This window comes from Nocardioides gansuensis, from assembly GCF_003076135.1.
GTDB classification, from domain to species: Bacteria; Actinomycetota; Actinomycetes; order Propionibacteriales; family Nocardioidaceae; genus Nocardioides; species Nocardioides gansuensis.
The window spans coordinates 467,867-485,695 of the sequence record NZ_QDGZ01000003.1; the positions used below are offsets into that span (position 1 = coordinate 467,867).

General features: G+C 72.3%; 19 protein-coding genes. 11 read left to right on the top strand and 8 right to left on the bottom strand.

The features are described 5' to 3' along the window. Nucleotides 1–23: 23 nt before the first annotated feature. The 4 genes from DDE18_RS09225 to era all read left to right on the top strand — a co-directional run bounded on the left by DDE18_RS09225 (nt 24) and on the right by era (nt 4,630). Nucleotides 24–1,418, top strand: a complete 1,395-nt coding sequence (locus DDE18_RS09225; protein ID WP_211754478.1) for an FAD-binding oxidoreductase — start codon at nt 24–26, stop codon at nt 1,416–1,418. Further along, entirely contained in the window at nt 1,415–2,710 is a 1,296-nt protein-coding gene (locus DDE18_RS09230; RefSeq protein WP_116571932.1) for a class I SAM-dependent methyltransferase, read from the top strand. Before DDE18_RS09225 ends, DDE18_RS09230 begins: the two co-directional genes overlap by 4 nt. Nucleotides 2,711–2,820: 110 nt before the next feature. After that, nucleotides 2,821–3,597, top strand: coding sequence for a siderophore-interacting protein (locus DDE18_RS09235; RefSeq protein WP_116571933.1), 777 nt, complete (start codon nt 2,821–2,823; stop codon nt 3,595–3,597). Next, nucleotides 3,587–4,630 carry a GTPase Era gene (era, locus tag DDE18_RS09240; protein ID WP_425437552.1) on the top strand — a complete coding sequence of 348 codons (1,044 nt, stop codon included), beginning with the start codon at nt 3,587–3,589 and terminating at the stop codon, nt 4,628–4,630. The genes DDE18_RS09235 and era overlap by 11 nt, the downstream gene beginning before the upstream one ends. A 4-nt stretch (nt 4,631–4,634) precedes the next feature. Here the strand turns inward: era and DDE18_RS09245 are convergent, their stop codons facing one another. The 3 genes from DDE18_RS09245 to DDE18_RS09255 are packed head-to-tail and all read right to left on the bottom strand — an operon-like array spanning nt 4,635 to nt 6,787. Then, nucleotides 4,635–5,483: a septum formation family protein gene (locus tag DDE18_RS09245; protein ID WP_133241195.1), complete on the bottom strand. Its 849-nt coding sequence runs from the start codon at nt 5,481–5,483 to the stop codon at nt 4,635–4,637. Next, nucleotides 5,468–6,244 (bottom strand): septum formation family protein, encoded by a 777-nt coding sequence (locus DDE18_RS09250; protein ID WP_116571935.1) that lies wholly within the window; start codon nt 6,242–6,244, stop codon nt 5,468–5,470. The genes DDE18_RS09245 and DDE18_RS09250 overlap by 16 nt, the downstream gene beginning before the upstream one ends. Before the next feature lie 51 nt (nt 6,245–6,295). Further along, nucleotides 6,296–6,787 (bottom strand): flavodoxin family protein, encoded by a 492-nt coding sequence (locus DDE18_RS09255; RefSeq protein ID WP_116571936.1) that lies wholly within the window; start codon nt 6,785–6,787, stop codon nt 6,296–6,298. A gap of 115 nt (nt 6,788–6,902) precedes the next feature. On the opposite strand from DDE18_RS09255, the gene DDE18_RS09260 reads away from it, so the two are divergent. Together DDE18_RS09260 and leuA are read left to right on the top strand one after the other, a co-directional pair. Continuing rightward, nucleotides 6,903–7,763 carry a serine protease gene (locus DDE18_RS09260; RefSeq protein ID WP_116571937.1) on the top strand — a complete coding sequence of 287 codons (861 nt, stop codon included), beginning with the start codon at nt 6,903–6,905 and terminating at the stop codon, nt 7,761–7,763. Nucleotides 7,764–7,953: 190 nt separating this feature from the next. After that, the gene (leuA, locus tag DDE18_RS09265) at nt 7,954–9,702 is read left to right on the top strand and encodes a 2-isopropylmalate synthase (protein WP_116571938.1); all 1,749 of its coding nucleotides are present in this window, start codon (nt 7,954–7,956) and stop codon (nt 9,700–9,702) included. On the opposite strand, the gene DDE18_RS09270 is transcribed toward leuA, so the two are convergent. Next, nucleotides 9,689–10,174, bottom strand: a complete 486-nt coding sequence (locus tag DDE18_RS09270; protein ID WP_165821097.1) for a GNAT family N-acetyltransferase — start codon at nt 10,172–10,174, stop codon at nt 9,689–9,691. The genes leuA and DDE18_RS09270 overlap by 14 nt on opposite strands. A gap of 50 nt (nt 10,175–10,224) precedes the next feature. Between DDE18_RS09270 and DDE18_RS09275 the strand changes: the two genes are divergently transcribed. Genes DDE18_RS09275 through DDE18_RS09295 form a run of 5 tightly spaced genes read left to right on the top strand, consistent with a single transcriptional unit; the run spans nt 10,225 to nt 14,463 of the window. After that, nucleotides 10,225–11,082 (top strand): alpha/beta fold hydrolase, encoded by an 858-nt coding sequence (locus DDE18_RS09275; protein WP_116571940.1) that lies wholly within the window; start codon nt 10,225–10,227, stop codon nt 11,080–11,082. Nucleotides 11,083–11,100: 18 nt separating this feature from the next. Continuing rightward, nucleotides 11,101–11,829 (top strand): DNA repair protein RecO, encoded by a 729-nt coding sequence (gene recO, locus DDE18_RS09280; RefSeq protein WP_116571941.1) that lies wholly within the window; start codon nt 11,101–11,103, stop codon nt 11,827–11,829. 35 nt (nt 11,830–11,864) lie between these two features. Next, nucleotides 11,865–12,641, top strand: coding sequence for an isoprenyl transferase (locus tag DDE18_RS09285; RefSeq protein ID WP_116571942.1), 777 nt, complete (start codon nt 11,865–11,867; stop codon nt 12,639–12,641). A 50-nt stretch (nt 12,642–12,691) separates the two neighbouring features. Beyond that, complete coding sequence (locus DDE18_RS09290; protein ID WP_245916541.1) at nt 12,692–13,615, top strand: ABC transporter ATP-binding protein; 924 nt, start codon at nt 12,692–12,694, stop codon at nt 13,613–13,615. Continuing rightward, nucleotides 13,612–14,463, top strand: coding sequence for an ABC transporter permease (locus DDE18_RS09295; RefSeq protein WP_116571943.1), 852 nt, complete (start codon nt 13,612–13,614; stop codon nt 14,461–14,463). The genes DDE18_RS09290 and DDE18_RS09295 overlap by 4 nt, the downstream gene beginning before the upstream one ends. 1 nt (nt 14,464) lies before the next feature. On the opposite strand, the gene DDE18_RS09300 is transcribed toward DDE18_RS09295, so the two are convergent. From DDE18_RS09300 to DDE18_RS09315, 4 genes are read right to left on the bottom strand one after another with little or no spacing between them, the layout of a single operon-like run. Continuing rightward, complete coding sequence (locus DDE18_RS09300) at nt 14,465–14,899, bottom strand: Fur family transcriptional regulator (protein WP_116571944.1); 435 nt, start codon at nt 14,897–14,899, stop codon at nt 14,465–14,467. Further along, nucleotides 14,886–15,899, bottom strand: a complete 1,014-nt coding sequence (locus tag DDE18_RS09305; protein WP_116571945.1) for a metal ABC transporter permease — start codon at nt 15,897–15,899, stop codon at nt 14,886–14,888. Before DDE18_RS09305 ends, DDE18_RS09300 begins: the two co-directional genes overlap by 14 nt. Then, nucleotides 15,896–16,684, bottom strand: a complete 789-nt coding sequence (locus DDE18_RS09310) for a metal ABC transporter ATP-binding protein (protein WP_116571946.1) — start codon at nt 16,682–16,684, stop codon at nt 15,896–15,898. The genes DDE18_RS09305 and DDE18_RS09310 overlap by 4 nt, the downstream gene beginning before the upstream one ends. Next, nucleotides 16,678–17,769 carry a metal ABC transporter substrate-binding protein gene (locus DDE18_RS09315; protein ID WP_116571947.1) on the bottom strand — a complete coding sequence of 364 codons (1,092 nt, stop codon included), beginning with the start codon at nt 17,767–17,769 and terminating at the stop codon, nt 16,678–16,680. The genes DDE18_RS09310 and DDE18_RS09315 overlap by 7 nt, the downstream gene beginning before the upstream one ends. Nucleotides 17,770–17,829: the final 60 nt, after the last annotated feature.

Genomic DNA, 17,829 nt, shown 5'->3' on the forward strand with positions numbered 1-17,829 from the left:
GCCGGTGGCGCTACGGTGGACGCGTGGGCGTCACCCTCGCAGCACACTCAGAGGGCATCGCGCGGCTGCGCGAGTCCTACGCACGCGTGCCCCGGGACCAGCCGGTCCGGCTGGCCAAGCGCACGTCCAACCTGTTCCGGCCCCGTTCCGCCTCGCGCGCGCCCGGCCTGGACGTCACCGGCCTGACGGGAGTCCTCCACGTCGACCCGGTGAAGCGGATCGCCGAGGTGCAGGGGATGTGCACCTACGAGCACCTCGTCGACGCGACGCTCCCGCACGGCCTGATGCCGCTCGTGGTCCCGCAGCTGCGCACCATCACCCTCGGCGGCGCCGTCAGCGGCCTCGGGATCGAGTCGACCAGCTTTCGCCACGGCCTGCCGCACGAGTCGGTCCTCGAGATGGACGTGTTCACCGGCGCCGGCGACGTCCTGACGACCTACCCCGGCGACGACCTCTTCGACGCCTTCCCCAACTCCTACGGCTGCCTCGGCTACGCGACGCGGCTGCTGATCGCGCTGGAGGAGGTCCAGCCGTACGTCGCGCTGCGCCACGTCGCCTTCGCCGACCACGCCGCCCTGGAGTCGGCCGTCCGCGAGGTCGTCGCCACCCGCGCCTGGGCGGGTGAGCGGGTCGACGCGATGGACGGCGTCGTCTTCGCGCCGGGCGACATCCGGCTGACGTTCGCGCGCTGGACGGACGGTGGTCTCGATACGCCGCCTCGTTCCCCGGCGGCCACTCGACCAGCGGCACCCACCAGCGACTACACCGGCCAGCAGGTCTACTACCGCTCGGTCCACGACCGCGACACCGACCTGCTCACCGTCCACGACTACCTCTGGCGCTGGGACACCGACTGGTTCTGGTGCTCGGCGGCGTTCGGCGCCCAGCACCCCGTCGTACGCCGCCTGTGGCCGCGCCGCTGGCGCCGCTCGGACGTCTACCACCGGCTGCTCGGCCTCGACCACCGGCTGCACATCGCGGATCGGCTCGACCGCCGGGCCGGCCGACCGCAGCGGGAGCGGGTCGTGCAGGACGTCGAGGTCCCAGTCGAGCGGCTGGGGGAGTTCCTGGACTGGTTCGATCGCGAGGTGGGCATGCGTCCGGTGTGGCTCTGCCCAGTGGTGGCGACGCGGCCGTGGCCGACCTATCCGCTGGAGCCCGGCCGGGTCTACGTCAACGTCGGCTTCTGGGGCACCGTGCACGTCGGCCCCGAGGCCGCCGACTCCCCACGCAACCGGGCGATCGAGCAGCGCGTGCTCGAGCTCGGCGGCCACAAGTCCCTCTACTCAGAGGCCTTCTACGACCCCGAGACGTTCGAGCGGCTCTACGGCGGAGACCACCTGGCCAAGGTCAAGGCCCAGCACGACCCCGACGGGCGCCTGCCCACCCTCTACGAGAAGGCAGTGACACGACGATGACGACCCACATGGGGCCAGGCACCCGGCCCGACACCACGCTGGCAGGGACGCTCTCCTCCCTGCTGCGCGAGGGCATGCCCGTGCGCTTCACGGCGTACGACGGCAGCACGGCCGGGCCGCCGGACTGCCCCGTCGGTCTCGAGCTACGCAACAGGCGCGGGCTCTCCTACCTGCTCACCGCGCCCGGTGACCTCGGCTTCGCCCGGGCCTACGTGACAGGCGACCTGGTGCTGCACGGCGTACACCCGGGCGACCCCTACGACGCGCTCCGGCTGCTGATGAGCCGGCTGGAGTTCCGGGTGCCGTCGCTGCCCGAGGTCGCGGAGGCGGTGCGCGGACTCGGGCCCGACGTGCTCATCCCGCCGCCGGTGCCGCCGGAGGAGCACCCGCCGCGCTGGCGCCGGGTGCTGGAGGGCTGGCGCCACTCGATGGCCCGCGACGCCGAGGCGATCCATCACCACTACGACGTCTCCAACCGCTTCTACGAGCTCGTCCTCGGTCCGTCGATGGCCTACACGTGTGCCGTCTACCCGGAGGCCGACGCCAGCCTCGAGGAGGCCCAGGCCGAGAAGCACGACCTCATCTGCCGCAAGCTCGGGCTGCAGCCGGGGATGCGGCTCCTCGACGTGGGCTGCGGCTGGGGCGGCATGGTGCGCCATGCGGCGCGGGAGTACGGCGTCGAGGCGCTGGGCGTGACCCTGTCGAAGCAGCAGGCGAGCTGGGCGCGGGCCGCGATCGAGCGCGAGGGCCTCGGCGACCTCGTCGAGGTGCGGCACGCCGACTACCGGCAGATCGTCGAGGGCGGCTTCGACGCGATCAGCTCGATCGGACTGACCGAGCACATCGGCGTGCGCAACTACCCGGCCTACTTCGCCTTCCTCCGCGACCGCCTGCGCCCGCAGGGCCGCCTGCTCAACCACTGCATCACCCGGCCGCACAACCGGCCGCAGTCGATCGGCGCGTTCCTCGACCGCTACATCTTCCCCGACGGCGAGCTGACGGGATCGGGCCGGATCATCACCGAGGCGCAGGACGCCGGCCTCGAGGTGATGCACGAGGAGAACTTCCGCCGGCACTACGCCCGCACGCTCGCCGCGTGGTGCGCCAACCTGGTCGCCCACTGGGACGAGTGCGTCGCCGAGGCCGGCGAGGGTACGGCGCGGGCATGGGGCCTCTACCTCGCCGGCTCCCGGCTCGCGTTCGAGCGCAACGAGATCCAGCTGCACCAGGTGCTCGCGGTGCGCACCGACGACGACGGCGAGGACGGCTTCCCGCTGCGCCCCACCTTCTGACGAGTGGGCGCATCTGCACACGGGCAGGGCGCCGAGTCGGCGCATCTGCACACGAGCAGGGCGCCGAGTCGGCGCATCTGCACGCGCGCGCCGGCCGGTAGCCTTGGCCGGTGAGCACCCGCGCAGCACAGCACTCCGCGACCGTCCTGCGTCGTGAGCAGCTCTCGCCCCACCTGGTCCGGCTGGTGCTCGGCGTCGACGGCTTCACCTCGACCGGAGTGCCGGACGAGTGGGTCGGCCTCATCGTCCCCGGCCAGTTCCAGAGCCGCTACTACACGGTGCGATCGGTCGCCGACGGCGAGCTCACGGTCGACGTCGTGGTGCACGAGGTGGGCCTGGTGACCGAGTGGGCCTCTCGCGACTGCACCGGCGAGCCGGTGACGGTCACCGACCCGAAGGCCTCCTTCGCGATGCCCCAGGACTCCCGGTGGCTGCTGCTGGTGGGCGACCTCACCGCGATGCCCGCGATGGCCCGGATCGCGGAGTCGGTCCTCGACCTGCCCGTGCGGATCTGGGCCGAGGTGCCCGACGACCTCGCGACCTACCTGCCGGACGGCCCCGCCGTCACCTGGCTGGCTCCGCCGGCCGAGGGCCAGAGCGACCTGGCGGCCGTCGTGGAGGGCATCGACTGGCCCGACGGCGACGGCTACTTCTGGATGGCCGGCGAGTCGGCGCAGATGCGGGCGATCCGCAAGCACCTGATGCGCGACCGCCGATTGCCCAGCGACCGCTACGACGTGATGGGCTACTGGCGGGCCGGTGCGCAGCGACAGCCGCGAGCGGTCGACCCGGGCCCCATCTACCGGGCCGGCAAGGCCAGGGGCTTGACCGACGAGCAGATCTGGGCCGACTACGACGCCGCCAGGGAGGCACACGATGGTCGATGACGACCACGACGACTTCGAGGACCACGAAGACCTCGACGACGAGCTCGACGACGACGACGTCGACAGCGACTTCGACCTCTCGGGAGTGGCGCCGGCCGGCCCGATGACCGGCGGGGTCGAGGGCTATCGCTCCGGCTTTGCCTCCTTCGTGGGCCGCCCCAACGCCGGCAAGTCCACGCTCACCAACGCGCTTGTCGGCACCAAGGTGGTCATCACGTCGCCGAAGCCGCAGACGACGCGCACCGTCGTACGCGGCATCGTGCACCGCCCCGACGCCCAGCTCATCCTGGTCGACACCCCGGGCCTCCACCGGCCGCGCACCCTGCTCGGCGAGCGGCTCAACGACCTCGTCAAGACGACGTGGGCGGAGGTCGACGTCGTCGCCGTGTGCTTCCCGGCGAACGAGAAGGTCGGCCCGGGCGACCGGTTCATCGTCAACGAGCTGGCCAAGGTGCGGCGTACGACGAAGATCGCCGTCGCCACCAAGACCGATCTGGCCACGCCCGAGCAGATCGGGCGGCACCTCCTTGACATCGCCGAGCTCGGCCGCGAGACCGACACCGAGTGGGCCGAGATCGTGCCCGTCTCCGCGGTGTCGGGGGAGCAGGTGTCGCTGCTCGAGGACCTGCTCGTGCAGATGATGCCCGAGGGACCGCAGCTCTACCCCGACGGTGACCTCACCGACGCCCCCGAGCAGGTGCTGGCCGCGGAGCTGATCCGCGAGGCCGCGCTCGAGGGCGTGCGCGACGAGCTGCCGCACTCGATCGCCGTGGTGGTCGAGGAGATGGGGCTGCGCGAGGGACGCCCGGCCGACAGGCCGCTGCTCGACATCCACGCCAACCTCTACGTCGAGCGGTCGTCCCAGAAGGGCATCGTGATCGGCCACAAGGGTGCCCGGCTGCGCTCCGTCGGCACGGCGGCGCGGAAGCAGATCGAGGCGCTGCTCGGCACCCCGGTCTACCTCGACCTGCACGTCAAGATCGCCAAGGACTGGCAGCGCGACCCGCGCCAGCTGCGCAAGCTGGGGTTCTAGGGGATCAGCCTGCCGGCGCCCAGCAGGTGCCCCAGCGCTGCCCGGACTCCCACTGCTGGCGGGTCGGGCGCTCCTCGGCCCAGCTGAAGTCGAGCGGATCATCGGCGCGGTCGCGGGCGGCGCCGCGGCAGGCCTCGGACATCTGCTCCGAGACGGCGGCCCCGGTGGGGTAGCCCGCACCGCGCAGGTCGACGGTCGAGACGGCGACCCAGGAGTGCCGCGCACTGCACGGCACCCGGGCGAAGCGGTCGGTGCCCGGCTCGGCGGTGCCGCAGACGGCGTACGGCCTCGGGGAGCGGGACAGCATCCCCCTCGCGGACCGCGGCAGCGGGGCCAGCCGCTCGCCCACGCCCAGGGCGACGACGTCGCAGCGGTACCAGTCGGCCCCGGCTGCGGCCTCCTCGACCGTCGGCGTGAACCAGATCGTCCGCACCATCGAGAGCCGGAGCTCACGCGCCGAGGCCCCGACGTACGCCGGGAGCGCGGCTGTGCAGGCCCGGCGCGGCTGCCGCTGGGCGGCCGGGGAGTCGACGGCGAGCGGGTCGCCGTCGTCGACCAGGTCGAGCGTGCCGACCCGGAAGGTCTGAGCGGTGTGCCGGCGCGCGCACGGCACCTGCCGGCCGCCCGCCACGGGGGAGAGCGCCTGCGCACGGGACATCGCGTGGCAGGTGCCGGCTCGGGGCCGTGGAGCCGGCTCGGCAGGAGCGGGCGGCGAGGTCGGGGAGGTCGTGTTCGAGGCGGGCGGCGCGGGATCCTCGCCGGTGCACCCGGCGACGGCCGGGAGGGCCACGAGCAGCGCGGCCAGCAGGGCTGGAGGGAGCGAGCGCCGCACCCGCATCACCCCTTCGTCCACGCCCAGCAGATCGACCGCCGGTTGCCCGCTTCCCACTCAGCCTCGTGGAACCAGGTGAAGGCGTACTTGTAGGACGGCGGGTAGCCCAGCCACGCGCTCACCGAGTCGCCGCAGTAGTCGCGCGTGGTGACCTCGACGAGCCGGTCGCCGGGGTAGGGGTCGCCGGGCTGCCCGACCTTGATCGTCGTGACCGCGCGCCAGTCGTGCGGCTCGGTGCACGGGATGCGCGGCGCGCCGGGCACGGACTCGCCCTTCACGCACTGCATCCACTCGTCGGGAGGCTGGGGCAGCATCAGCCCCTTCGCCGTCTCGGGCAGCTCGCGAAGCTCCTCGCTGGACTCGTCGCCGCCGACGACGTCGCAGCGATACCAGCGAGCGCCGTCCTCCCACGCCTCCTCGGTCGGCCGGAACCACGCCCAGGACAGCAGCGTGCGCATCGCCACGCTCTCGTCGGCGCCGAGGAACTTCATGAAGGCGTCCGCGCAGGTCCGGTAGGCGAACGCACCGACCTCCTTCGAGTCGTACGCCGCGTCGGCGAGGTCGTCCGGCAGCTCACCGACGGCATACGTCTCGGCCGTGTGCGGCTCGGTGCACGGCACCGACTCGTGGGAGTTGGTCGGCTCCTTGACGTCCGCCGGCTCGAGCACGCGGCAGGCACCGAGCGTGGGCACCTCGACGGACTCCGCCTCCGGCTGCTCCCCGCACGCCGGGGCGACGAGCAGGGCACCGAGCGCCGTCGCCAGAAGGCGAGCACCGGCCATCAGGCCCCCTCGGGCGTCACGGGACCATCGCGGTCGTGGACTACGTCGCGCTCAGTCGCTGAGCAGCGCGGCGATGGTACCGCCGAGCTCGGTCGCGGCGGCACATGTCCCGTCGTCCACGTCACCGAGAGCCTCGAGCACGTCGTACGCCTGGCGCCAGCCCAGCGCCTGCACGATCGAGAGCACCGACCGGACCGCTCCCTCCGTGTCGTAGCGCCCGTGCACGTAGAGGCCGAAGGGCCGCTTCGCGGTCGCGCCCGCCGACCCCGCGGCCCCGCCCGACTCGTCGAGCGCGCCGCCCACCTGGAGGAACGTCGAGTCGAAGAAGTGCTTGAGCGCGCCGCTCATGTAGCCGAAGTTGGCCGGCGTGCCGAGCAGGTAGCCGTCTGCCGCCAGCACGTCCTCGGCGGTCGCCTCCAGGGCCGGCCGCACGACGACGTCGACGCCCTCGATCGCGTCGTCGCGGGCCCCGGCGAGCGCCGCCTCGGTGAGCGCCTGCATCGACCGGGTGGGCGAGTGGTGCACGACGAGCAACGTGGACACCCCTCCATCCAACACCCTGCGGGCACGTGACCTCCGCCGGGCGGGGTCGTTGCGCCCGTGTGCCGATCGGGCGGCCACCGGGGGTCGCCCGCCTCGACGTCCCGAAAGGATCCCCATGCGCTCCCGCATCGCCGCGGCCCTCGCCGCCACCTCCCTCGCCGCATCCGGCCTCGCCGCCACCTCCCTCGTGACCGCCGTGCCCGCCGACGCGATCGTCGGCGGCTACCAGGTCACCGACGGCCGGTTCGGCTTCATGGCCTCGATCCAGAGCAAGGGGGAGGACGGCACGTCCGGCCACTTCTGTGGCGGCTCGGTCATCAACCAGCGCTGGATCCTCACGGCCGCGCACTGCATGGTCGACACACACCCGCGCGACATCCAGGTCGCGGTCGGCCGCGACAACCTCGACGAGGACCTCGCGGAGGGCCAGACCCTCGCGGTCGACCAGATCCTGGTCCACCCGAAGTACGAGGACACGGGCACCTTCGACGCGGCGCTGATCCACGTCACCGAGGACGTCACCACCGCACCTGCGATCGCGCTCGCCGCCCCCGGTGAGGACACGCTCGAGCAGCAGGGCGCGCCGCTCACCGTGGCCGGCTGGGGCACCGAGTTCTTCGGCTCGCCGCTCATCCCTGCCCAGCTCAAGGCGGTCGACGTCCGGGCTGTGGCGGACGAAAGCTGCACCGGCAACGAGGTCCTGATGGGCTTCCAGGCCGACTCCGAGGTCTGCGCCGAGGAGCTCGGCGGTGACTCCTGCCAGGGCGACTCCGGCGGTCCGCTCTTCGGCACGCTCGCCGACGGCCGCCGCGTGCAGATCGGCATCGTGAGCTACGGCCTCGGCTGCGCCACGCCCGGCTTCCCGGGGGTCTACGGCGAGGTGAACAACACCGACATCCACCGCTTCATCACCACGAATGCCGGGCTCGGTGCCACCACCACGACGACGAGGCCCAAGGGCCGTTCGAAGCAGTAGGCAGTCCACATCGCGGCCGCATGGCGTCCTCGCGGGACGCCATGCGGTCGCGTGCGTTATCGTGGCCGACGTCATGATGATGCGTGCCCTCCTCCTTGGCTGCCGCAGCGAGGCCTAACAAGCCGGCCTCCTCGCTGCGGAGAGCACTGCTGCGCACCGGCGCCCACCACAGCCCCCAGCCGAGGACCCCATGACGAACATCAGCAACACCGCCAACCAGCAGCGCCCCTCCGGGATGCCGTTCCAGCGCTACACGCCCTTCCAGCCGGTGGACGTGCCCGACCGCACCTGGCCCACGAAGAAGGTCACCAGGGCCCCGCGCTGGCTCTCCACCGACCTGCGCGACGGCAACCAGGCGCTGATCGACCCGATGACCCCGGCCCGCAAGGTCAAGATGTTCGACCTGCTGGTGAAGATGGGCTACAAGGAGATCGAGGTCGGCTTCCCGAGCGCCAGCCAGACCGACTTCGACTTCGTGCGCCACCTCATCGAGCAGGACCGCATCCCCGACGACGTCCAGATCTCCGTGCTGACCCAGGCCCGCGAGGACCTCATCGAGCGCACCGTGCAGTCGCTGGTGGGCGCCCACCGCGCCACCGTGCACCTCTACAACGCCACCGCGCCGCTCTTCCAGCGGGTCGTCTTCAACGTCTCGCCCGAGGAGTGCCGCTCGATCGCGGTCCGCGGCACCGAGATGGTGATGAAGTACGCCGAGGAGCTGCTCGCGCCGATCGTCGGCACCGAGGACTTCGGCTACCAGTACAGCCCGGAGATCTTCACCCAGTCCGACACCGACTTCGCACTGTCGGTCTGCGAGGCCGTCTCCGACGTATGGCAGCCGGAGGAGGGCCGCGAGATCATCCTCAACCTGCCGGCCACCGTCGAGATGTCGACGCCCAACACCTACGCCGACCAGATCGAGTACTTCGGCCGCGGCCTGACCCGCCGCGAGCACAGCGCGATCAGCCTGCACCCGCACAACGACCGCGGCACCGCCGTCGCGGCGACCGAGCTGGCGCTGATGGCCGGAGCCGACCGCGTCGAGGGCTGCCTGTTCGGCCACGGGGAGCGCACCGGCAACGTCTGCCTGGTCACGCTGGGCATGAACCTCTTCTCCCAGGGCATCGACCCGCAGATCGACTTCAGCGACATCGACGAGATCCGCCGCACGGTCGAGTGGTGCACGGGCCTGCCGGTCCACCCGCGCCACCCCTACGCGGGCGACCTCGTCTACACCGCCTTCTCCGGGTCCCACCAGGACGCCATCAAGAAGGGCCTGGAGGACCTCGACCGCCGGGCGGCCGAGCAGGGCATCAGCGTGCGCGACATCCCGTGGGAGGCGCCGTACCTGCCGATCGACCCCAAGGACGTCGGGCGCAGCTACGAGGCGGTGATCCGTGTCAACAGCCAGTCCGGCAAGGGCGGGGTCGCCTACATCCTCAAGGCCGAGCACAACCTCGACCTGCCGCGGCGCGCGCAGATCGAGTTCAGCCGGGTGATCCAGGAGCGCACGGACAGCGAGGGCGGCGAGGTCACGCCGGAGGAGATCTGGGAGGTCTTCTCGGCGGAATACCTCGAGCGCGAGGCGCCGCTGCGCCTCAACTCGGTGCACACCTCCAGCGCCGCGGGCGAGAAGGACGCGCTCACCGTCAACGTCTACGTCGAGGGCGAGGCGCACGAGCTGCACGGCACCGGCAACGGCCCGATCGCGGCGTTCGTCAACGCGATCAACGAGCTGCCCCAGGGCAACGGCGATGAGCGCTGGGACGTCCGGGTCCTCGACTTCCACGAGCACGCGCTCAGCGCCGGCGGCGACGCCGTGGCCGCGGCGTACGTCGAGTGTGCTGTCGGCGGGGAGGTCCGCTGGGGCGTCGGGCTGGACGCCAACATCCTCACCGCGTCGCTCAAGGCGGTCGTCAGCGCCGTCAACCGCGCCTGAGCACCATCGTCTCGACGCTCAGCGGGGCGCCGGGCCGCAACGGCTCGGTCTCCCCGGTGGGCTCGAAGCCGAACGAGACGTAGAGCTCGCGCGCGGTGGCGTTGCCCTCCGTCACCTGGAGCGTGACGTCGAGGTCGCGCTCGCGCGCCCAGGCGAGCAGGGTCTCCAGGAGGGCCCGGGCGTGGCCCCGGCCGCGGTGTGACGGGTCGGTCCACATGCCCCACACGTAGGCCTGGTCCGACCTCTCGGGTGGGACCCGGAGGCAGCCCATCGCCACTGGCCTCCCGTCGTCGTCGAGGGCCAGCAGCCGGGGGTCGCCGGTCGACAGCCGCTCTCGCCAGAGCGACTCCGGCTGCGACTCCGCCTCGGCGAGGGTCACGGCGAAGGCGTCGGGGGAGTCCGCGAGGGCGCGCAGGCGCACGTCGCGGAACGCCTCCCAGTCGTCGGGGCCCACCCACGTGATCGTCGCCATGCCGTGAGGGTTGCCGGTCATCCGGGGGAAGGCAACCTAGATTCGGCTCCATGCTCGTCTCCGAAAGCGTCGGCCAGCTCTTCCTCCAGCACGAGGGAGGACGCGACCGGATCGAGTACACCGAGCACGGCAGCGGCGACCGCTGGGTCGTGCTGGTCCACGGCCTCCTGATGCCGCGCCGGATGCACCTGCCGCTCGCGCGTGCGCTGGCGTCGGCGGGCCTGCACGTGGTCACGGTGGACCTGCTCGGGCACGGCGCCTCGGACAAGCCCGCCGACCCGCGGGTCTACTCGATGACCGCCTTCGGCGAGCAGGTCGTTGCACTGCTCGACCACCTCGGCGCCGAGCAGGCCGTGATCGGCGGCACCTCGCTCGGCGCCAATGTCGCCCTCGAGGTGGCTGTCACCGCGCCGCAGCGGGTGCGCGGGCTGCTCATCGAGATGCCGGTGCTCGACAACGCGGTCGAGGCGGGGATCGTCGCGTTCGTGCCGATCATGTTCCTGGCCCGCTTCGTGCCGATCTCGGTCACGGCGCTGCGCTGGCTGACCAAGCCGGTGCCCCGCAGGCTGATGCCGTTCTGGATCGGCATCGTCCTCGACACGCTCGACCAGCACCCCGGCCCGGTGGCTGCGGTGCTGCACGGCGTGATCTTCGGGCGCATCGCGCCGTCGTCGGCGCAGCGCAAGAAGATCACGGCGCCCACGCTCATCGTCGGCCACAGCATCGACCCGGTGCACCCGTTCGTGGACTCCGAGATGCTCTCCAGCGAGCTCCCCCACGCGACGATTCAGGCCGCCAGCAGCATCCTCGAGTGGCGGATGCGCCCCGAGCGGCTCACGAAGGCCGCGGTCGACTTCGCCGTGTCCGTGTGGAACGACCCCGGCACGTCGCGCCGCATCGCCACCTAGACGCGGCAGAATGGTGCGGTGCCCCTCTACCGCGACGAGGCGGTCGTGCTCCGCACCCACAAGCTGGGCGAGGCAGACCGCATCATCACCCTCCTGACGCGCCACCACGGGCTCGTCCGGGCGGTCGCGAAGGGCGTGCGGCGTACGACGTCGCGCTGGGGCTCGCGGCTCGAGCCGTTCACCCATGTCGACCTCCAGCTGGCCGAGGGCCGCAGCCTCGACGTGATCACCCAGGCCGAGACGCTCGACCCGTTCCACTCGCGGCTCGGCCTCGACTACGAGCGCTACACCGCCGGCACGGCGATGCTCGAGACCGCCGAGCGCCTGGTGACCGAGGAGAAGCAGCCCGCGGTGCAGCACTTCCTGCTCCTCGTCGGGGGGCTGCGCGCGATGGCGGCTGGCGAGCACGGCGCCGGCCAGGTCCTCGACTCCTACCTCCTCCGGTCGCTCGCCGTCGCCGGCTACGCCCCGTCCTTCGACCACTGCGTGGCCTGCGGGACCGAGGGCCCGCACCGGTTCTTCAACCCCTCGGCCGGCGGCGTGATGTGCTCGATGTGCCGGGTCGCGGGCTCGGCGACCCCCGCACCCGAGACCGTCGTGCTGCTCGGCGCGCTGCTCGCCGGCGACTGGGCGGTCGTGCACGCCGCCGACCCGCGCCACCGCAAGGAGGCGTCGGGGCTGGTCGCCGCCTACCTCGCCTGGCACCTCGAGCGCGGCCTGCGGTCGCTGGCATACGTCGAGCGCTGAGCGGCGTCCACGTGCAGGCCACTAGGCTGCGCGCCGTGAAGCGTCCCGTCCGCGCCCCGAGCCCGCATCCCAGCGGCGCCCGGCCCCCCGCCGTACCCCGCGACCTGGTGCCGCACCACGTCGCGATCGTGATGGACGGCAACGGCCGGTGGGCCAAGGAACGCGGGCTGCCGAGGACGGCTGGGCACGCGCAAGGGGAGTCGTCCCTCTTCGACGTCGTCGAGGGCGCGATCGAGATCGGTGTGAAGGCCATCTCGGCCTATGCGTTCTCCACCGAGAACTGGTCGCGCTCGCCCGACGAGGTGCGCTTCCTGATGGGCTTCAACCGCGACGTCATCCGCCGCCGCCGCGACGAGATGCACGAGCTCGGCGTGCGGGTGCGCTGGGCCGGGCGCGCGCCGCGCCTGTGGAAGTCCGTCATCAAGGAGCTCCAGGTCGCCGAGGAGCTGACTCGCGGCAACGACGTGCTCACCCTGACGATGTGCGTCAACTACGGCGGGCGTGCCGAGCTCGCCGACGCCATGCGGTCGATCGGCCGCGAGGTCGTCGCCGGCCAGCTCAACCCCGACAAGATCGACGAGCGCACGATCGCCCGCCACCTCTACGTCCCCGAGCTCCCCGACGCCGACCTGGTGTGGCGTACGTCGGGGGAGCAGCGCCTCTCCAACTTCATGACCTGGCAGGCGGCCTACTCGGAGTTCGTCTTCACCGACGTGCTCTGGCCCGACGTCGACCGGCGGCACCTGTGGGAGGCCGTCGAGACCTACGCCCGGCGCGATCGCCGCTACGGCGGCGCCCTGCCCAACTCCTGACCGGTCGACCCGGCGGACGCTAGATTGGCCGGCACGGGAGGTGCTGGAGGGTGGACCACGCGCATGCCATCAGCGTCCGCGGGCTGCGGATGAGGTACGGCGACAACGACGTGCTGACCGGGGTGGACTTCGACGTCCGGGCGGGTGAGGTGCGCTGCCTCCTCGGACCCAACGGGGCCGGGAAGACGACCACGATCGAGATCCTCGAGGGGTTCCGGGTCCGGTCGGCGGGCGAGGTGTCTGTGCTCGGCCAGGACCCGGCCCGTGCCGACGAGGACTGGCGAGCCCGCACCGGCGTCGTGCTCCAATCGTGGCGCGACCACCCCCGCTGGACCGCCCGGCGGCTGCTCACGCAGCTGGGTGGCTACTACACGCCGTACTCGACGCCCGAACGACCGCGGCCCTACGACGTCGAGGAGCTGCTCGAGACCGTGGGCCTGACCGAGCTGGCCGACCGCAAGATCGCCACCCTCTCGGGTGGGCAGCGCCGCCGGCTCGACGTCGCCATCGGCATCATCGGGCGTCCGGAGCTGCTCTTCCTCGACGAGCCGACAGCCGGCTTCGACCCCCAGGCCCGGCGCGAGTTCCATGGCCTGGTCCGGCGGCTCTCCGGGCTCGAGCAGACCACCATCCTGCTCACCACCCACGACCTCGACGAGGCGGAGAAGCTCGCCGACCGGGTCCTGATCCTCGCCGGCGGCCGGATCGTCGCCGACGACACGCCGGCCGGGCTGGCCAGCCGGGTCGAGGGCGAGGCACAGGTGCGCTGGTCCATCGAGGGTGAGCGGTTCACTGCGACCGCGGCCGATCCCACCGGCTTCGTCAGGGGGCTGTTCGCGGAGCATGGCGAGGACGTCGCCGACCTCGAGATCCTGCGGCCCCGCCTGGAGGACTCCTACCTCGCACTCGTGCAGCAGCACGAGGCCGGTGACGCCGAGGCCGCGGCGCAGATGTTCACGGAGGTGACCGGGTGAATGCTCCGCTGCACGCCATCCGTCTGGGCATCGGACGTGGCTGGACCGAGTTCCTCCAGAGCATCCGGAGCACCCAGGACCAGGGCTACTACGTCTTCACCGGGCTCCTCGTGCTCGGCTACCTCTTCCTCCGGCGCAACACGGAGGTCGAGGGGACGGGCCTGATGGTCCCGTCGGTCGCCCTGCCCAGCATCCTCGGCGCCCTGGTCGCGTTCGGCGTGGTCATCGGTCCTGCCTACGCGCTGGCCATGGAGAAGGAGGACGGCACCTTGCTGCGCCACAAGGCGGTCCCCCACGGTCTCGCGGGCTACTTCACGAGCCAGCTGGTGCTGCAGAGCCTCGGGCTGGTGCCGCAGCTGCTCATCGTCCTGGTCCCGAGCTTCCTGCTGTTCGACGACGTCATGGCCAGCCCGGCCGGTTGGTTCACCGTCGCCTGGGTGCTGGCCCTCGGCATGCTGGCCACGATGCCGATCGGGATGGTCATCGGCTCCCTGGTGCCGAGCACCCAGAAGGTCGGCACCTGGGGCATGCTGCCCGTGATGGTGCTCGCGGGCATCTCCGGGATCTTCTACCCCGTCCAGCGCCTCTGGGACTGGGTCGAGGTGCTGGCGCAGGTCTTCCCGATGTACTGGCTCGGGCTGGGCATGCGCTCGGCGTTCCTGCCCGAAGGCGCGGCCGCCCTCGAGGTGGGCGGGACGTGGCGCACCTGGGAGACGCTCGGGGTCCTCGGCGCATGGGCGGTGCTCGGCGCCCTGGTCACCCCACGGGTGCTGCGGCGGATGTCACGACGGTCCACGGGCTCCCAGGTCGAGGCGGCTCGTGAGGCCGCCGTGCAGTGGGTGCGCTGACTCAGCCAGCGGTGCAGGCCGTGCAGGTGCCGAAGATCTCCAGGGTGTGGCTGATGTCGGCGTAGCCGTGCTCGGCGGCGATGCTGCTGGTCCACCGCTCGACGGCCGGGCCCTCGACCTCGACGGTGGCGCCGCACTCGCGGCAGACCAGGTGGTGGTGATGGGTGTCCGAGCACCGGCGGTAGATCGCCTCGCCGTCCTCGGTGCGCAGCATGTCGACGTCGTGGCTCTCGGTCAGCCGCTGGAGGGTGCGGTAGACCGTCGCCAGCCCCACCTTCTCGCCGCGCTGCGCGAGCAGCTCGTGGATCTCCTGGGCGCTGCGGAAGTCGTCGAAGGCCTCCAGTGCGGCCGCGACGGCGAGGCGCTGGCGTGTGGGTCGTACGCCGGCGAGCGGGGCGTCGGCGCGGCCGTGCTCCTGGTGCTCAGTGCTCGTCATAGTGCTCTCCGTGGGGGGCGTGGCGGTGGCCGTCGTGGACGTAGTCGACGTGGTCGCCGTGTTGCACAGCCGGGTGGCCGCAGTCGTCACCGTGCTGGTGGGGGTGAATGTCGGCCGGCTCGTGGCGCACGGGCTCCTCGGCGGCGAAGGGTGCGAGCACCCGGCGCCGGTGGCGCAGCCAGACGCCCAGCGGCCAGGTGGCCGCGAACATCGCCAGCGCCAGCAGCACGATCGCCGGACCGGGCGCGACCGTCGGTCTCGACGGCAGCAGCGAGAGGGCCGCGCTGATCAGCAGCCCGGCCACGGCGGCACCACCGCCGACGGCCATCGCGCCCACGATCGTGGCGCGGAAGGAGCGCGCGAGCTGCTGGGAGGCCGCGACCGGCACCACCATGAGCGCCGACACGAGGAGCAGCCCGACCGTGCGCATCGCCACCGTGACGGTCACGGCTGCCAGGACCGCGACGAGCAGGTTGTAGGCGCGCACCCGGACACCCGCGACCTGCGCGAAGTCGGGATCGGAGGCGACGGCGAAGAGCTGGGGCAGCAGCCCGAGGGTGACCGCCAGCACCACGACCGCCAGGCCGAGGGTGAACCACACGTCGGCGCCGGAGATGCTCGTGACCGAGCCGAAGAGGTAGGCCTGCAGGCTGGCAGCGCCCTGGCCCGCCAGGCCCGTGACGAGCACGCCGCCCGCCAGACCGCCGTAGAAGAGCAGCGCCAGCGCGACGTCGCCGTTGGTGTGGCCCTGCTCGCGGATCACCTCGATCGCGACCGCGCCGAGGATGGCCACGACCACCGCGGTCCAGGTCGGCGACGTGCCGGTCAGCAGGCCCAGCGCCACACCGGTGACGGCCACGTGGCCGATGCCGTCGCCGAGCAGCGCGAGCCGCCGTTGCACGAGGAAGGTGCCGATCGCGGGCGCGGCCAGGCCGGTGAGCAGGGCCGCCAGCATGGCGCGCTGCATGAAGTCCAGTGCCAGCAGGTCGAGCAGGCTCATCGGCCGCCCTCCAGGCGGTCGAGGGGGGAGCCCACGTGTGGCGCGTGGTCGTGGGTGGTCTCGAACGGATGGTGGTGCCCGTGCACCGCGTCGAGCGACAGCGGGGCGCCGTCGTAGGCCACTCGGCCGTCGCGCATCACCACGGCCCGGTCGACGAGGGGCTCCATCGGGCCGAGCTCGTGCGCGACGAGCACGACGGTCGCGCCCCGCTCGGAGAGCGTGCGCAGGGCCCCGGCGAGGGCCTGCTGGTTGGGCAGGTCGACACCGGCCGTCGGCTCGTCGAGGAAGAACAGCTCGGGATCGCCGGCGAGGGCGCGCGCGATCAGCACCCGCTGCTGTTGGCCGCCGGACAGGGTCGAGACGCCCTCGTGCGCCCGGTCGGCGAGGCCGACGAGCTCGAGGGCGTCCTGCACGGCCCGCCGGTCCGCGCGGCTGGCGGGACGCAGGGGAGTGCGACGGGTGAGGCGGCCCGATGCCACCACCTCGCGGACACTCGCGGGCACCCCGCCCGCGGCCGTGGCGCGCTGCGGCACGAACCCGATGCGCGCGTGCTCCCTGAAGTCGTGCAGGGGGGTGCCGAAGAGGCGCACCCGCCCGCTGGTCAGGGGCCGGAGCCCGGTGAGGGCCCGCACCAGGGTCGACTTCCCCGAGCCGTTGGCGCCCAGGAGCGCGACGAACTCGCCCTCCCGGATCGTGACGTCGACGCCCCGGAGGACGGGCCGGCCGGCGATGGCGACCGTGACCCGGTCCGCCTCGACGACCGGCGTGCCGAGGACGTTCAACATCCGTTGGCCCGGCGAAGGGCCTCGAGGTTGGCCTGCATGAGGCCAAGGTAGTCCTGGTCGGCGGTCTCGTCGGAGAGACCCTCGATCGGGTCGAGCACGTCGGTCCTCACGCCCGTGTCCGCGGCCAGCGCCTCGGCCATGGCCGGGCTGGCGAGCCGCTCGGAGAAGACGGTGGTGATGCCCTCCTCGCGGATCAGGTCCTGCAGCTCGGCGATCACGGCGGGCGTGGGCTCGGCGTCGGGAGAGAGACCGGCGATCGGCTCCAGGTGCAGTCCGTACTTCGCGAGGTAGCCGAACGCGTCGTGGCTGACGACCACGAGGTCACGCTCGCAGGACGCCAGGCCCTCGGCGTACGACGTGTCAAGCTGCTCGAGCTCCGTGCGCAGCTCGGCGGCGTTGGCCTCGAAGTCCGCGGCCCGCTCGGGATCGAGCTCGCCGAGCTTGGCGGCGACGGCGTCGGCCAGGTCGGCCATCAGCAGCGGGTCGTGCCAGAAGTGGGGGTCCAGGTCGCCGTGGTCGTGTGCGTCCTCCTCCTCGTCCGCGTGCGCCTCCTCGTCCGCGTGCTCGTCCGCGTGCGTGTCCTCCTCGCCGGCGTGCGCCTCCTCGTCCGCGTGCGCGTCCGCGTGCGTGTCCTCCTCGCCGGCGTGCGCCTCCTCGTCCGCGTGCGCGTCCTCCTCGTGGTGGTCCTCGCCCTCGTGCTCCGTGGCCGGGCGCAGCTCGACGACGTCCTCGACGTCGAGGACGGCGCTGTCATCCAGACCCTCGACGGCATCGTCGACGGCGGGCTGGAAGCCGTGCTCGACCACGACCAGGTCGGCGTCCTCGAGGGCGGCCGTCTGGGCGATGCCCAGCTCGAGGTCGTGCGGCTCGCCGCCGGGCTGGGTGAGGTTGGTGACCTCGGTGCCGTCGCCCGCCACCCGCTCGGTGACCCACGCCAGCGGGTAGAACGACGCGACGACCTGCGGGGAAGACCCGGCGTCGGCGTTGCTGGTGCTGCCGCAGCCGGCAAGGATGAGGGCGGCGGCAGCGGTGCTGGCGAGGACGGCGCTGGAGAGGGCGCGGGCGCGGGTGACGGGCGATGGCATGAGAACGATTCTCAGTCCGGTTGAGAACCGTTGTCAAATCCCCCGACCGGTAGCGTGGGA

Coding starts and splice junctions, on each gene's coding strand:
- DDE18_RS09230 (WP_116571932.1), top strand. CDS start 1,415: ATGACGACCCACATGGGGCCAGGCACCCGGCCCGACACCACGCTGGCA.
- era (WP_425437552.1), top strand. CDS start 3,587: ATGGTCGATGACGACCACGACGACTTCGAGGACCACGAAGACCTCGAC.
- DDE18_RS09250 (WP_116571935.1), bottom strand. CDS start 6,244: ATGGCCGGTGCTCGCCTTCTGGCGACGGCGCTCGGTGCCCTGCTCGTC.
- DDE18_RS09260 (WP_116571937.1), top strand. CDS start 6,903: ATGCGCTCCCGCATCGCCGCGGCCCTCGCCGCCACCTCCCTCGCCGCA.
- leuA (WP_116571938.1), top strand. CDS start 7,954: ATGACGAACATCAGCAACACCGCCAACCAGCAGCGCCCCTCCGGGATG.
- DDE18_RS09270 (WP_165821097.1), bottom strand. CDS start 10,174: ATGGCGACGATCACGTGGGTGGGCCCCGACGACTGGGAGGCGTTCCGC.
- DDE18_RS09275 (WP_116571940.1), top strand. CDS start 10,225: ATGCTCGTCTCCGAAAGCGTCGGCCAGCTCTTCCTCCAGCACGAGGGA.
- DDE18_RS09300 (WP_116571944.1), bottom strand. CDS start 14,899: ATGACGAGCACTGAGCACCAGGAGCACGGCCGCGCCGACGCCCCGCTC.
- DDE18_RS09305 (WP_116571945.1), bottom strand. CDS start 15,899: ATGAGCCTGCTCGACCTGCTGGCACTGGACTTCATGCAGCGCGCCATG.
- DDE18_RS09310 (WP_116571946.1), bottom strand. CDS start 16,684: ATGTTGAACGTCCTCGGCACGCCGGTCGTCGAGGCGGACCGGGTCACG.
- DDE18_RS09315 (WP_116571947.1), bottom strand. CDS start 17,769: ATGCCATCGCCCGTCACCCGCGCCCGCGCCCTCTCCAGCGCCGTCCTC.